The sequence below is a fragment of the Streptomyces sp. NPDC004667 genome (assembly GCF_040609475.1).
In the GTDB taxonomy this organism is placed as follows: domain Bacteria; phylum Actinomycetota; class Actinomycetes; order Streptomycetales; family Streptomycetaceae; genus Streptomyces.
The window spans coordinates 62011-76446 of record NZ_JBEXKC010000012.1; the positions used below are offsets into that span (position 1 = coordinate 62011).

The window sequence follows — 14436 nt, forward strand, 5'->3', positions numbered from 1 at the left end:
GGTCAGTGGTCGTTCGGCGTGAGGAGGTCGGCCAGCAGGTGGTGGACGTACGTGGTGTCGAGTCCCTCGGGGCGGAAGAGGATGCGGTACATCGTGGGGGCGACGATGCGGTCGAGGATCGTTTCTATGTCGGGTGCGGCTTCATCGCGGGCGGCCGCGCGGCCGAGGATGACGTCGATCTGCTCGGCCGCGTAGGCCGAGCACTGGCCGGCGTTGGTGCCGTCCGGGTCGCCTAGCAGGGCGTCGCGGATGTAGGCGCGGCCCGTGGGGGCGGCCATCTCCTCCAGGAACTGTTCGGCCCACGCCTCGAGGTCGGACCTGAGGGTGCCCCGGTCCTCCGGCGCCGTCTCGGGCCGCAACCGCTCGACCGCCACGTCCGACATCAGTTCTTGCAGGTCGCCCCAGCGGCGATAGATCGTGGACGGGGTGACTCCGGCCCGGGCGGCCACCAGGGGTACCGTGAGGGCTTCGCGGCCCACCTCGGCCTCGAGTTCGCGCACCGCGGCGTGTACCGATGCCTGCACCCTGGCGCTGCGCCCTCCGGGGCGCACCATGGTCTTTCGGCTCATGGGGCCAGCTTAAAGCAAATATGATGCTTCAAGCGGTCGTCTGGGCCGACGCCAGGCGGCGTGCGGGACGGGTCTGCTCGTAGGCGTGGCCGACGCGCAGCAGCACCCGCTCCCCGAGGGGGCGGCCGAGCAGTTGCATGCCGATGGGCAGGCCTGCCGTGTCGTGGCCGACCGGGACGGACAGCGAAGGCACCCCGGTGATGTTGGCGGGGGCCGAGAGGCGTACGTAGGCGTCGGACGCTCCCTCGACGGTGCCGTCCTGCCAGGTGATCGTTTCCTCGTCCGCCTTCACCGCGGTGGCCGGGACGGTCGGGGCGGCGATCACGTCGACCTCGTCCAGCAGACGGGCCCAGGCCTGCTGCATGAGGGTGCGCGAGCGCTGGGCGCGCAGGTAGTCCCCGGCCGGCATCAGCTCGCCGGCTTCGAGGAGGATCCGTACGTCGTCCTGGTAGCGCTCGGGGACGGCGCGCAGGGTGCGCTCGTGGTAGGCGGTGGCCTCGGGAACCATCAGGCCCCACTGGGTGGCCCGGACGTAGCGCGTCATCGGGATGTCGACCTCGACGAGCTGCGCTCCGAGACTCTCGAGCTCGGCGATGGCGAGCCGGACGGTGGCCTCCACCTCGGGGTGGACGTGGTCGAAGTAGTAGTTGCGCGGCACGCCGATGCGCAGGCCCGTCAGTTCCGTCGCGCCGTCCGGCCGGTAGTGGGGGCGGGGTGCGGCCAGGGAGGCGGGGTCGCGGGGATCGTGGCCGGCAAGGGCAGACAGGACCAGGGCGGCGTCCTCTACGGTGCGGGTGATCGGGCCCACGTGGTCCAGCGACCAGGAGAGGGACGTCACGCCGTGGCGGGGGACGAGGCCGTAGGTCGGTTTGAAGCCGACGACCCCGTTGAGCGCGGAGGGCACCCGGATCGATCCGCCGGTGTCGGTGCCCAGCGCGAAGGTCGCCGCTCCCGCGGCGACGGCGACGGCGGAGCCACCGCTGGAGCCGCCGGCGACCCGGTCCCGGTCCCAGGCGTTGTGGGTCTGGGGGGTGGTCAGACCGTAGGCGAACTCATGGGTGTGCGTCTTGCCGAGCAGGACCGCGCCGGCCGCGGCCAGGCGGGCGGCGACCGTGCTGTCGGCCTCGGCCCGGTGGTCCGCCCGGACCCGGGAGCTGGCGGTGGTGGCCGTGTCGGCGACGTCGATGAGGTCCTTCAGTCCCATGGGGATGCCGTGCAACGGGCCTCGCAGACGGCCGGCTGCGACATCCTGCTCGGCCTCGCGCGCCGCTCGGCGGGCGTCGTGGGCCGCGACGGTGACGTACGCCTGGAGGTGCGGCTCGACCTGGTCGAGGCGGTCGAGGACGGAGTCCACCAGCTCTACGGGGGACAGCTCTCGCGCCCGGATCGCTTCGGCGGCCGCGGCGATGGACAGTTCATACGGCTGCATCGTTCTTCTCCTCTACGGCGCGGTAGGCGGCGGCGGGCGGGGTGTCTCCGAAGTCCAGTTCCCGCAGGACGGAGACGACGGACTGGATGTGGTTGGCGGTGGCGGCGACTGCGGCGATCCGGTCGGCCGGCAGTGGGAGCCCGGCGCGGTCGGCCCAGCGGGCCGCCTCCGAGGGGGTGAGTTCGGCGGCAGTGGACATGGGCGTTCTCTCCTGGTCGGACGGACGGGAGCGGAGGACTGCATGCACATCTAAAGCTAATGGTTTGCTTTAAATGAAGGTAGACCCGAGGGGCGCTTAAAGCAAAACGATTGCTTTTACGGGGAGGGGTCCAGTCCGCGCCCAACGCCGCGTCAGGTGCAGCTGCGCCATGCCCGCGCCCCGCCGCCGCCCGCACCCGCGCCGACTTCCCGGCCCCCTCGACGTATCGATCGCCGCCTTCCCGCCGGGGCTGCTTCCAGTGCGCCGACGCCGCTGCACCCCATGCACCGCCTGCATCCCCCGCACAAGGACCGATGGAGCCTGAACGCCCTGACCATCACGGCCGTCTTCAGCGCCTGCGCCCTGACCCTGCTGGCGGCCCTGCAGACCGATGGATTTCAAGCGCCTGACCAGTTCCGGGCGGCGTCCCGGCAGCGGCCCGGAACCGGTCAGGCGCCCGGACTTGTCGACGACGGATGCGACCTGCATCGACAGTGCCGCACGCAGGCTGATCCCGGTGTTCGACCCGCGGTGGCCCCGCATGTGGCTGTGGTCCCAACTCCCCGTTGAAAAAAGGTTGTTAGGACATCAGTGCGATCACCTATCCTGATCATGAGACCTTCGGAGATCGAACAATTCTCCGGATGAACACGATGTCATCGACCGAACGGGGGACATTTTCGTATGTCCAAGAACATCGCCGCACGCGCCGCCGTGGCCGCCGGCAGCCTCGCCCTGGCCGCCACCGGAATCCTCGCCGGCGCGGGTACGGCATCCGCCGGCTCCAGCGGGCAGCAGATCTCCTACACGGACCACGCGACGCCCGGCTACCGGCACTCGATCGAGCTCTACGGATACAACCAGAACGGCGAGGAGAGCCTCGGCTGTTTCAACATCAACTCGGGCAGCACCACCAAGATCTCCGGCTGGTGGTGGCGGGGCGACCTCACCGTCAAGGTGTACAACAGCTACAACTGCCAGAACAACTACAGCTGGGGAACCCACGTCTCCGTCCCGTACTCGCAGAACGGCGACTGGACCTACGTCACCGGCTACTAGACCAGTGCGGCCTGACCACGGGGGACGTGGGCCACGCGTGATCCACGGGTAGGACGGCGCGAGATCGCACCGCGTGCGGCCCTTGCCGTGATCGCGTCGCCCCACCCCGCTCGTCGGTGAGCGCCGCCACGAGAACCCGCGCCCGCCCTTCGCCCTCGGCCCGAGGACGAAGGGCGGGCGTCTGCCGTTGCCGAGCTCGTGCCGGTGAGGTCGGGGCGCCTTGGACGAGGTCAGGAAGTCGCGGCGATGGCGGCCGGCTCAAGCAGCCCGGCGACCGCCCCCAGCGTGAACCCGAGCCCGCTGTGCGGACTTGATCACCCGTAGCACGGTCACCGCGTCCTCGCCGTACGGGCTGCGACCGCCGTTGCGCCACAGACACCGCATCCGCCCACACCCCACAAGAGCAAGGCGTAGCAACGACGGCTGCTGCCGGCCGCCGGCCGTCTGCACCTCATGCGACTCGCTGCCGTTCACGAAGAGATGTCGCCGTGGTGGTGGGCCGAGTTGCAGGAGCTGCCGAAGGGCCGTCGGCTGGGCCGTAGACGTGACCCATGGACGACCGTTCGATGCGTTCGACGCCCTCAAGACGATTTCCTACGATGCCCCCGGCGCCCAGCCCGGACAGCAGGTCACGGGTGGGGTGACGCGTCTGCCCGCAGGCTGCCGGCTGCCGCCGACCTCGCGCGGATCACTCGGCGCGAGCCCCTTCCGGGCCGGGCCGCGAGCCCGCGACACCGGGACATGCGAGCCCACCGGTCCCCAGCCCCGGATCGGCCCGAAGAGGTGGAAGGCCGCCTGTGATGCCGGACGCCCGCCGCTCGGGCGGCGGGCGTCCGGGCTCACCGTTCGGCCGGCCGGGGCGGGTCAGATCTTGCCGCAGTACCAGTCGGTCTTGGAGTTGAAGACCCAGTACATGGCGCTGCGGGTCTGCGGGCCGTAGGTGCCGTCCACTCCGATGTGCATGCGGTCCTGGAAGATGCGTACCGCGCCGGCCGTCTCGTCGCCGTAGATGCCGTCCACGCCCAGGCTGTTGGCGCCGTTACACACCCAGAGCGTGTACTGGAGCCGGTAGACGGCGTCACTGGTCATTCCCTTGCGCAGGACGCAGTTCGTCGAGCCGCTCGACGTCGACGGGACGTCGGTGTAGAAGTCGCCCTGCCAGATCCGGGTCTCGCTGGTGCAGTTGGGCGTGGCCGCGCTCGCGGTCGGGGCGAAACCGACGAGGGTGGCCGCGATCGATGCGGCGGTCATGCCGAGTGCGGCGATGCGTCGCTTCATGAGGTGCTCCCGTAGCGGGGTGGAGGAAGGGATCCGGGATGCCCCCCGTGGCATCCCGAACGAATCCGGCCACCGGGCCGGACGGCGATCAGCTTACGGGCTAGATTCGAACTGACAATCGAATATAAGTAGTTGGCGTGGCCCGTCGCCACGCGGCGTGCGCTCGCAGCGGGCAGAGGCAGGGCCGCGCTCGACCGGCACCCTCCCGTCTCTCCTCAGGAGGCGGGCTGCGGGGCTGCCGGTTCCCCATGGTCGGGAGTTTCGTGGCGGGCGAGGTGGTCGGCGCGGGAGGCACAGGCCCCCGAGGGGGCCGACGCGCAGCTCGGAGACGCAGACCAGGGCGGCCGCGAGGAGTGCGGTTTCAGGTCGGCCGCGACCGCGGAACTCGCCCGCGTCGCTGCCTGGACGGCCGTCGACCGGGGCCACCGCAGCACCGCCCAGCAGCACTTCATCCGCGCCCTGCGCCTCGCCCGCTCAGCCGGCTCGTACGTCCTGGCTGCGCCGAGCCTGCGCGCCTACCTCCAAGACCAACCCGCCGGGGCCATCGGCAGACTTGGCCGCGATTTCACGGCCTTCCCGGCTCGTACCGGCTCTACCCGGCCTCCGCCGCGTACCGCCCCGGCTCCCGGTGAGCCTTCCGCAGGGCGGGCCGGAGTGACGGGCGGGGCACATCGTCACTCGGGGAAGGTTCCGGTGGGGTCGATGGCCTGGTTGACGCGGTGGCCGATGGTCCGCAAGGTGCGCTGCTGGGCCTGGGTGAGCGGGTCGAAGACGAGGCGGCGGACCTCCTCGACGTGGCCCGGGGCGGTGGCGACGACCTTCTCCCACCCTGCGTCGGTGAGGACGGCCAGGGTGTAGCGGCCGTTCTCCGGGTCGGGGGTGCGGCGCACCCAGTCCTGCTTCTCCAGGCGCTTGACGACGTGGGAGAGGCGGGAGAGCGAGCCGTTGACGAGGAGCGCCAGGTCGCTCATGCGCATGGTGCGTTCGGGGGCCTCGGAGAGGTTGGCCAGGACCTGGTACTCGAAGTGGCTGATCTGGGCGTCGTGCTGCAACTGGGTGTCCAGCGCGGTCGACAGGTTGATCACCATGGCGGCCAGGGAGAGCCAGGTCTGCCGTTCCTCGGTGTCCAGCCAGCGGGGCTCATGCGTGTCCATGGGCCCATCCTAGCTTGATCCTTCAAGTTAAATCCAATCCCCGATGCTTGACGCTTCAAGTTAAGCGGGCTAGCTTTGAACTTGAAGTTTCAAGTCAATGGATGGGAAATCCCCTGATGAACACTGCCCTGTGGGTCATTGCCGGTGTCCTCGCGCTCGCGTTTCTGGCGGCCGGACTGATGAAGATCAGCCAGCCGCGAGAGAAACTGGCCGCCTCCGGCATGGCCTGGACCGCGGACTTCTCCCCGGGGGCCGTCAAGACGGTCGGCGCCGTCGAGGTGCTCGGTGCCGTGGGGCTGATCGTCCCGGCCGCGCTCGGCGTCGCCCCGGCCCTGGCGGCCTGGGCCGCCCTCGGACTCGCGGCGACCATGCTCGGCGCCACCGCGCTGCACCTGCGCCGCAAGGAGGCGACCGCCCTCCTGGTCGCCCTGCTGCTGCTCGGCCTGGCCGCCGTCGTGGCCTGGGGCCGCTTCGGCCCCTACGCCTTCTGAGCCCCGCCCCCTCCCTGTCCTCTCTGCCCTCCCCCAGCGTGATCTCGTAGTCAAGGAGTTCGACATGATCAACCGCCGCAACGTACTGAAGGGCGCGGGCGCCGCCGCCCTGGGCGCCCTCGCCCTCACCGCGGTAGCCACGGGAACCGGCCTGGCAGCCCCGGCCGCCAGCACCCCGGGACCCCTCGGAGACCCGGCCTCCACCTCGCAGGCCGAGTCGTCCTGGCCGACCAACCTCACCCACGAGGAGCGCAGGAACCTCAAGACCTTCGACGACCTGGACCTCAACATCTACTCCGGCCAGCACTGGGACCGGATCGAAGAGAGCCACGCCAAGAACATCCGCGTCCACTGGCCCGACGGCCACTACACGGACGGCCTCGACCGGCACATCGCCGACATGAAGAACCAGTTCACCTGGGCGCCGGACACACACATCACCGAGCACCCGAACCGCATCGCCAAGGGCAACCTCACCTCGGTGACCGGCGTCATGCAGGGCACCTTCACCCGCCCCATGCCGGACGGCAAGGGCGGCTTCATCCAGCCGACCGGCAAGAAGTTCTCCGTCAACATGGTCACGGTCGGCATCTGGAACAAGGCCGGAGTCATGGAAGAGGAGTTCCTCTTCTGGGACAACCAGACCTTCTACAAGCAGCTCGGCCTCGCCTGACCCGTTGCGTGGCCCGGCGATGCGGGAACCACCGGACCGCGCGACGACGAGGCCCCCTGCCCCACCACCCGCCGAAGCCGCGCCTGAGGCGGGAGAGCGGGCCCTGCCCCGTCGGCTGCGGTCCCCTGCGAGAATCCCGGCATGCCCGGTCCCACCGCAGAAGAGCTCCTCGCCCCAGTCCACGGGCTGTCCCCCGAGCGTGCCCAGGAGATCGCCGACCACCACGGCGTCTCCGTCATCCACGCCATCGTGATCGCCACCAGACTCATCGGTGACCACCCCACCGGGCTGCGGGCCGCACGAGGCACCCGACAACCCCGTAACCGGGAGACCGGACGGCATGGTCAGGGCGCGGAGGACCCGGATGTACTCCTGCGCGATGGTCACCCGCGGCTGTTCGCCGCCGCGCCGACACGGAGCCGGGGCGGCTTCCGGCGCAGCGGCCGCCGGCCCGGCGGCCGGGTGGTGGCCCGGTCAGTGGGTGGTGGCGGGAGTGAAGGCGTCGAGGGACTCCGGGAGGGTCTGGCCGCCGTCGACGGTGAGGGTCTGGCCGGTGATGAACGCGGCCTCGTCCGAGGCGAGGAAGAGCACCGCGTGCGCGATGTCCGCGGTCTCCCCGAGCCGGCCCAGCGGGATCGAGGCCGCCATCCGGCGCAGGTAGGGCTCGCCCAGTGCCGCCAGACCCTCGGTGCGGACGTTGCCGGGCAGCACGGCGTTGACCGTGACGGCGTACGGGGCCAGCTCCAGAGCAGCACCGCGAAGGAATCCCAGCTGCCCGGCCTTGCTCGCCCCGTAGTGGGACCATCCCGTGTAACCCGTGGTGGGACCGGTGATCGACGAGGTGAGCACGATGCGGCCCCGGCCCGCCCGTCGCATGGCGGGCATGCAGGCCCTGACCGCCAGGATCGTCCCGCGCAGGTTGACGGCCAGGACCTCGTCGACATCAGCCGCCGTCATCTCGCCGAGCGGCTTCTCGGGGAAGATGCCCGCATTCGCGCAGAGCACGTCGAGCCGCCCGTGGCGGTCTTCGGCCTCGGCCGCCATGTCCTCGATCGCCTGCGGGTCCCGCAGGTCCACGCCCATCCCGCAGACCCGGCCCCCGGTGGACTCGGCGACCTCGCGCGCCACCTCGGCGGCGACCGACGCGGTACGGCCCGTCAACACGACAGCCGCGCCGCGCCGCGCGAACAGCTCCGCGATCCCCCTCCCGATGCCCCGCGTCCCGCCCGTCACGATCACGGACCGGTCGTGCCAGTGGGTCATCGTCATGTGCCGTACCTCGCCGTGCCGTCGGTCCGCATCCCGACGTCGGATCGGTCGGGGCGGTGACCACCGTAGTGAGATGTCCGGAGGGCGGGGAGCGTTCCACCCCCGAACGGGCGAATCGGTGGCCCGCACCTGCGACCACAGAACCACCGAACCACCGAACCACCGAAGGACTCATGAACCGCCCTGTACGTGCAGGCCGTACGGCCGCCGTTCGTGGGCCGTGCGCTCAGGGGTGGAGCGCCAGGTTCATGGTGCTTAGCGTAGGTGAGGCATGTGAGGGTGCATATTGCAACAACATCACCGGTTCTGGTGAATAGTGCCGCCGTATCGGTTTGGTTCTCACCGATCTGATCACGATGCGATCGGCATCCGTTTACAGAGAAGGTGGTTCCGAATGACCAGTGACCAGACTCCGTCGGTCACCGAAGCGACGCTCACCGACATCGCCACCAACGGCATCTGGGGCCCGGGCCACGGCGTCAGCCAGGCCGTCGTCGACGTGTCCAGGGCGCTGCTCGCCTCCCTCCAGGGCGAGGAGGGCGTCGAACTCCCGCCGGAGCTCTCGGAGCTGGTGGCCGAGGTGCAGCGAATCGGCACCTTCACGCTTCCCCGGATCGTCACGCACGACGGCACCCGGCTGTCCGCGTTCAGGATCAGGCTGAACGGCGACGCCCCGCGTCCCGTGGTGATCGTGCCCGCCGGCTGGAACCCGTTCGGCTGGCTGCCCTTTCTCTACTCGTACCTCAAGCTGGCGCAGCGCGGCTACCACGTGCTCGCCTACTCGCCGCGCGGCATCGGCATCGAGGGCTGGCCGTCGACCTCCGAGGGGTTCGTCGACGTGGCCGGGCCCAACGACTGGGCCGACGGCTCGCACGTGATCGACTACGCGCAGGAGTCCCTCGAGCCCAGCCGGATCGGCTTCCTCGGCGAGTCCTACGGCTCCGGGATCAGCCAACTGATCGCCGCGCACGACCCGGCCGGCCGGGTCGACGCCGTAGTCGCACTGAGCACCTGGGGGAACCTCGCCACCAGTCTGTACAACAACGGCACCCGGCACCTGGAGGCCGTGCAGGCGCTGATCGACTTCACCGGCGGCCCGCTGGAGAAGAAGTTCGACGAGAGGACCCAGCAGGTCCTCAAGGACTTCCTGAGCGGCCGGAACCTCGACGAGGTGGTCGAGTGGGGCACCGAGCGCTCCCCGGAGACGTACGTCGACCAGACGAACGCGCGAGGCATCCCGACGTTCATCTCGAACACCTGGCACGAGACGCTGTTCCCGGTCAACCCGGTGCTCGACCTCTTCGAGCGGCTGACCGTGCCGAAGCGGCTGAACCTGTGGATCGGCGACCACGGCGCCCCCGAGGGCCCCGGCCTGGCCGGGCTGGTGCCCGGGGTGCCGTTCCCCGGGCTGGCCGTGCCGACGCAGGAGGCCTACGAGTGGCTGGACCACCATCTGCTCGGCGTCGCCAACGACGTGCCGAACTGGCCGGCGGTGAACAGCCAGAGCATGTTCACCTACCAGACGGTCGCCAACCCGGGCGACACCGACCGGATCACCGTCCCGGCGCGCCGCGAGACGTACGCGTCCTGGTACGAGGCCGCCACCGGCAGCGAGACCTGGTACCTCACCGGTGCCGGCGAGGCCGGTGACGGTTCGCTGACCGACAAGCCGGCCGTCGGGTGGTCGCGGGACTTCGAGGCCGGCGCCCTGACCTCCTCCATCGCCGGGGAGTTGCTCAAGGCCGGGCAGCGGGAGTGGTTCGGCAACCCCGGTACGTACAAGTTCGCGGAGTTCGAGCGCGACCAGCTGCTGGTCTGGTCGACCGACCCGCTGACCGGCTCCGGTGAGGTGGCCCGCCGGATCCGGGGCGCCGCCACCGTGCGGCTCACCATCCGCAGCAGCGTGGACGCCGCCACGGTGGTCGCATACCTGTACGACGTCGCCCCCAACGGCACCGCCAGGATCATCACCCACGAGCCGTACACGGCCACCGACTTGACCCCGAAGGGCGACACCACCCTCGTCTGGTACCTCCAGGCCGTCTCCTACGACCTGCCGGTCGGTCACCGCCTCGCCCTGGTGGTCAACAGCCGTGACCCGCTGTACTCCTACGCGGGCTCGGACCTCCCCGCCCTCACCACCACCACGGTCGGCTCCGTGAGCGGGAGCGAGGCCCGGCTGGAGCTGCCGCTGGGCTGATACCCCGGGGCTCCACCGCCCGTACGGCAGCCCGCCGATCGGTGTGCGGCGGGCTGCCGTACGGGGTCGCCAGGGCCCCCTCCCGTGCTGCGGGCCCGCCCTCCGCCTCCGCCGGTACGCGGCCCGAACGCACCCGGCCGCCCGGGTACGCGATGATGGCCCGAAGCGGTCTGGCGTTCCCCTGCCGGCCGTCCACAGGAAGTGGACTACGGGGATTGACGCTCGGGGCGGTGGACCCGGGGCGGGAGAGGGCAGGCGGAGGGATGAGCACGACTGATGACCGGGTGTACTGCGGCGACGAGGGCCACGTGGTCCGGCCCGCTCCGGGCCGGGTGTACGTGAGGCTGGCGGGTGGCCCCCTGGACGGTCAGCTCCTCGACGTGACCAGCCTGTCCCTGCGGGAGTGGGCGGAGGGCGTACTCCTGATCACCGACCGCGGGCTGTACGGGCCCGGCGGCCGATCCCTGTACAGCCCTTCCGAAGCCGACCCGCAGGGCCCCTTCCGCTGGGAAGGCGACACGCCCTGAACCCTGGCCTCCGGCCGGTGCCGGAGGCCGGTCCGCTGCGGGGTCGTCGACCGGGTTCGGGTCAGCTGATGGTGTTCAGCATCGCTTCCTCGACGTGGTCGGCGGCGTTGCGGTGGCCGAGGGCGTTGGGGTGCACGAAGGACAGCTGGTCGGGGAGGGTGACGAAGCCTTCGACCCACTTCCTGTCGTCGCAGACGCTGTGGTCCCGGGAGGAGGCGTAGAGGTCGACGAAGCCGGCGGCGTCCTGCGTGCCGGTGGAGTCGTCGATGGCCTTGTTGAGGGGTTCCAGGACGTCGTGGCGCAACCAGGCCAGGTCGCCCTGGGTGATCGTGCCGAACTTGGTCAGGTCGCCGAAGCCGCACTTGGAGACGTCCTTGGGGATGACCGTGGGGTAGCCGACGGCCAGGATCTTCGCGTGCGGGGCGCGCTGGTGGAGCACCGCGAGCATCCGGTCGTATGCATGGCGCACGGTCTTCAGCCGGTTCGGGACGCCGGCGGCCAGGGCGTCCTTGCACGGGGTGCCCTTGCCGTCGTTCTCGCCGCCCAGCTGCGCGCACTTGGTGAGGAAGTCGGCGAAACCGAGGGAGTTGCCGCCGACTCCGACGGTGATGACGTCGGTGTCCGCGCCTACCGCCGCAGACTGAGGGGGAACCGGAGGGAAGGGGTAGTCCGGGTCCTCGGAGATGGGCGGCAGGTGACGGCCGATCGGGTGCTGGGGTGTGTCGGTGACGTTCTCGACGGTGGCGGCGCCGCAGCTGACGTTGGTCAGCTCGAACAGGCCGCCGAGATCGCGGTCGACGACCTGGGGGTAGGACCGGTCGGTGCGCTCACATCCGTCGCGCGGGACTTCGAAGGTGTTGCCCGCGGCGTGGATGACGCCGGCGGTGTAGGAGTCGCCCAGGGCGACCCACTGCTTCTGCTCGGCCGCGGCGGCGGGGTGCGCCCCGGCGAACTGGGCGGGGACGGCGGCGCCTGCGGTGAGAGCTGCGGCCGAGCCGAGCAGGGCCAGACGAGTGCGGAAGCGGGTCACGATTTCTCCATGGATACGGTGTTGATATCGCTTTGACCCTAAGCGGAGAGTTACCGTGTGCGCTAGATACAATACAGACAGTCACCAAGTGTGGTGGGGTGCGCCCCGCGCGGGTGACGGGGGTTCAGCGTGTCGACCGCTTGACCCCTCTTGGTGACCGCTGCTGCGCGGTTCGTGCGCAGCACGGGAAGGTTCTTGATCGACCGCGAGGGTCCCGGCTGCAACACCTCTTCTCGGTGGCTGTCTTGTTCTCGATCACCGGCGGACCGCGATGGTCAGGTGGCGGGAAGGAGGGCGGCGACGAGGACGGCGAATTCCTCGGGGTCGAGGATGCGGATGCCCAGTTCTTCGGCCTTGGTGCGCTTGGAGCCGGCCTTCTCTCCCGCTACGACGAGGGTGGTGCGCTTGGACACCGACGACGACGCCTTTCCGCCGGCCCGCTCGATCAGTTCGTTCATCTCGTTCCGGGACAACAGCGCGAGGGGGCCGGTCATGGAGCCGGTCACCACGACGGCCTGTCCGGCCAGCGGGGCGCCTGCCGAGTCCTCGCCGTCGTTCGCGTCGGTCGCGTCGTTCGCTTCCGTCGCGTCGTTCGCTTCCGTCGCGGGCTTGTGCGGCTCGGTGACCTGTGTGCCGACCTGCTGGGCCTGGAGTCTGTCGAGGAGCGGGGCGAGTTCGACGAGTTCGGCCGCGATGACGCGGGCCTTCTCGGTGCCGATGCCGTCGACCCCGGCCAGTGCGTCCGCGTCGGCGGCCCGGATCGCGGCCATCGAGCCGAAATGCGCGGCGATCCGGCGGGACATCGTACGCCCGGTGCCGCGGACCCCCAGGGCACAGAACACGCGGCTCAGCGCGGCCCCGCGGGCGGTCTCGATCGCGGCCAGGAGGTTGGCGGCGCTGGTCTCACCCATCCGCTCCAGACCGAGGAGCTGCTCGCGGGTCAGTGTGAACAGGTCGGCGACGTCCTTGACCAGGCCCGCCTCCACCAGCTGGATCGTGCGCGTGCCGCCGAGACCTTCGATGTCGAGCTGGTCCCGGCCCGCCGCGTAGATCACCGAGGCCACGGCCTGACAGCTCCGGCCGCGCACGCACCGCCACCGCTGCTCGGAGGTGTCGATCGCGTCGCCACAGCGGGGGCACGCCTCGGGGAAGGCGATCGGGCTCTCGGCGCCGGTGCGCTGGTCGGCCAGTGGCGCCTCGACCCGGGGGATCACGTCGCCGGCCCGGTACACGAACACCTGGTCGCCGATCATGAGCCCGCGACGGGTGATGTCGGAGGGGTTGTGGAGCGTGGCGTAGGTGACCGTCACCCCGTCGATGACGACGGGCTCCAGGACCGCACGTGGGGCGATGATCCCGGTCCGGCCGACGTTCCACTCCACCGCCAGCAGGCGCGTCACCGTGTGCTCGGCCGCCAGTTTCCGGGCCACCGCCCACCTCGGGGCGCGCGAGCCGTTGCCGGCCTGCCGCTGGTCCTCGGCCGTGTCGGCCTTGACGACGACACCGTCGATCCCGAACGGCAGGTCTGCGCGCAGGCCGGCGATCACGTCGATTCGTTCCTGCACCTGCTCCACGGTCTCGCACCGCATCGGGGCGGCGGCCGAGCCGGCGGCCGTGTTCGCGCCGAGCGCGGCCAGCCTCTCCAGCAGAGCCGCGTGGCCGAGGTCTTCCAGGCCGATCGCGCTGTAGGCGAAGAAGGTCAACTCGATCCGGTAGGGGCGGTCCTTGGCGCGCAGCGTGCCGGCCGCCCCGCTGCGCGGGTGCGCGAAGGGCGTGGCCTCGTGGGCGAGCCGGATCCGGTTGGCCTCCTCGAACTGCGCGGTCGTCAGCAGCACCTCGCCTCGGAACTCGACGTCGATCGGCTCGGTGAGTACGGGCGGCAGACCGAGGACGGCTTCGGCGGCGTGGGTGATGTCCTCGCCGGCCAGGCCGTCGCCGCGGGTGAGGACCTGGACGAGCCGGCCGCTCCGGTACCGGGCGGCCACCGCGAGGCCGTCGAGCTTGGGCTCCACACACCACGCGGCCACGGGGTGCCCGAGACGCCTTTCCAGCCCTGCGGCCCACTCGGCGAGTTCGTCGGCGTCGAAGACGTTGTCGAGGGAGAGCATCGGCACCGAGTGCGGCACGTCGCCCTGCACGGCCCCGCCCGCCACCTTCCCGGTGGGCGACTCGGCGAGCACCTCGTCCGGGTGGGCCTCCTCGTAGGCCGCGATGGCGCGCAACAGCCCGTCGTACTCGTCGTCACCGAGCGGGGTGGTCCCGTCGCCGTAGTACGCGGCCGACGCCGCCAGGGCGGTGGTCACGGCCTCCACGTAGGCGGCGGGAGAGGGCAGGGAACTGTTTTCGGTCATGAAGGTCATCATCCTGCCCCCCACTGACAACGCCGCCGCCCGACGCCGCCCGACGCCGCCTTGCCGCGGCACGCGAGCGACCCGTCCGCGGCACAGGTGGGCAACCGCGACGGCCCGCTAATCGGCACCGCCCTCGCGGTCGATCGCCCGGACCGGAACCGGCTCTCGGCGGATCGTACAGATGCACTTCTTGACCTGCGGAGATGC

General features: G+C 70.7%; 13 protein-coding genes. 5 read left to right on the forward strand and 8 right to left on the reverse strand.

The annotated features are described in order from the left end of the window. Positions 1–2 precede the first annotated feature (2 nt). The 3 genes from ABZW32_RS09445 to ABZW32_RS09455 are packed head-to-tail and all read right to left on the reverse strand — an operon-like array spanning position 3 to position 2197. On the reverse strand, positions 3–569 hold the full coding sequence (locus ABZW32_RS09445) for a TetR/AcrR family transcriptional regulator (protein ID WP_356213495.1): 567 nt from the start codon (positions 567–569) through the stop codon (positions 3–5). Between the two features lie 28 nt (positions 570–597). Continuing rightward, positions 598–1998, reverse strand: coding sequence for an amidase (locus tag ABZW32_RS09450; protein WP_356213498.1), 1401 nt, complete (start codon positions 1996–1998; stop codon positions 598–600). Beyond that, a complete protein-coding gene (locus ABZW32_RS09455; protein ID WP_356213501.1) occupies positions 1985–2197 on the reverse strand; it encodes a hypothetical protein in 213 nt (70 codons plus the stop codon). The genes ABZW32_RS09450 and ABZW32_RS09455 overlap by 14 nt, the downstream gene beginning before the upstream one ends. A gap of 684 nt (positions 2198–2881) precedes the next feature. Here ABZW32_RS09455 and ABZW32_RS09460 point away from each other — a divergent pair. Then, on the forward strand, positions 2882–3256 hold the full coding sequence (locus ABZW32_RS09460) for a hypothetical protein (protein ID WP_356213504.1): 375 nt from the start codon (positions 2882–2884) through the stop codon (positions 3254–3256). An 864-nt stretch (positions 3257–4120) separates the two neighbouring features. Here the strand turns inward: ABZW32_RS09460 and ABZW32_RS09465 are convergent. After that, on the reverse strand, positions 4121–4534 hold the full coding sequence (locus ABZW32_RS09465; protein ID WP_356213506.1) for a peptidoglycan-binding domain-containing protein: 414 nt from the start codon (positions 4532–4534) through the stop codon (positions 4121–4123). Between the two features lie 674 nt (positions 4535–5208). After that, entirely contained in the window at positions 5209–5688 is a 480-nt protein-coding gene (locus tag ABZW32_RS09470; protein WP_356213509.1) for a MarR family transcriptional regulator, read from the reverse strand. A 116-nt stretch (positions 5689–5804) separates the two neighbouring features. On the opposite strand from ABZW32_RS09470, the gene ABZW32_RS09475 reads away from it, so the two are divergent. Both ABZW32_RS09475 and ABZW32_RS09480 read left to right on the forward strand, forming a co-directional pair. Then, on the forward strand, positions 5805–6179 hold the full coding sequence (locus ABZW32_RS09475; protein ID WP_356213512.1) for a DoxX family protein: 375 nt from the start codon (positions 5805–5807) through the stop codon (positions 6177–6179). A 64-nt stretch (positions 6180–6243) separates the two neighbouring features. Beyond that, a complete protein-coding gene (locus tag ABZW32_RS09480; protein ID WP_356213515.1) occupies positions 6244–6852 on the forward strand; it encodes an ester cyclase in 609 nt (202 codons plus the stop codon). Positions 6853–7326: 474 nt separating this feature from the next. Here the strand turns inward: ABZW32_RS09480 and fabG are convergent, their stop codons facing one another. Beyond that, positions 7327–8121, reverse strand: coding sequence for a 3-oxoacyl-ACP reductase FabG (fabG, locus tag ABZW32_RS09485; RefSeq protein WP_356213518.1), 795 nt, complete (start codon positions 8119–8121; stop codon positions 7327–7329). A gap of 394 nt (positions 8122–8515) precedes the next feature. Here fabG and ABZW32_RS09490 point away from each other — a divergent pair, with 394 nt between their 5' ends. After that, a complete protein-coding gene (locus ABZW32_RS09490) occupies positions 8516–10321 on the forward strand; it encodes an alpha/beta fold hydrolase (protein WP_356213521.1) in 1806 nt (601 codons plus the stop codon). A 263-nt stretch (positions 10322–10584) separates the two neighbouring features. Continuing rightward, entirely contained in the window at positions 10585–10848 is a 264-nt protein-coding gene (locus tag ABZW32_RS09495; protein WP_356213524.1) for a hypothetical protein, read from the forward strand. Positions 10849–10909: 61 nt separating this feature from the next. Here the strand turns inward: ABZW32_RS09495 and ABZW32_RS09500 are convergent, their stop codons facing one another. Both ABZW32_RS09500 and ligA read right to left on the reverse strand, forming a co-directional pair. Then, a complete protein-coding gene (locus ABZW32_RS09500; RefSeq protein ID WP_356213527.1) occupies positions 10910–11878 on the reverse strand; it encodes an SGNH/GDSL hydrolase family protein in 969 nt (322 codons plus the stop codon). 275 nt (positions 11879–12153) lie between these two features. Continuing rightward, positions 12154–14238, reverse strand: coding sequence for an NAD-dependent DNA ligase LigA (ligA, locus tag ABZW32_RS09505; RefSeq protein WP_356213696.1), 2085 nt, complete (start codon positions 14236–14238; stop codon positions 12154–12156). Between the last annotated feature and the right edge of the window lie 198 nt (positions 14239–14436).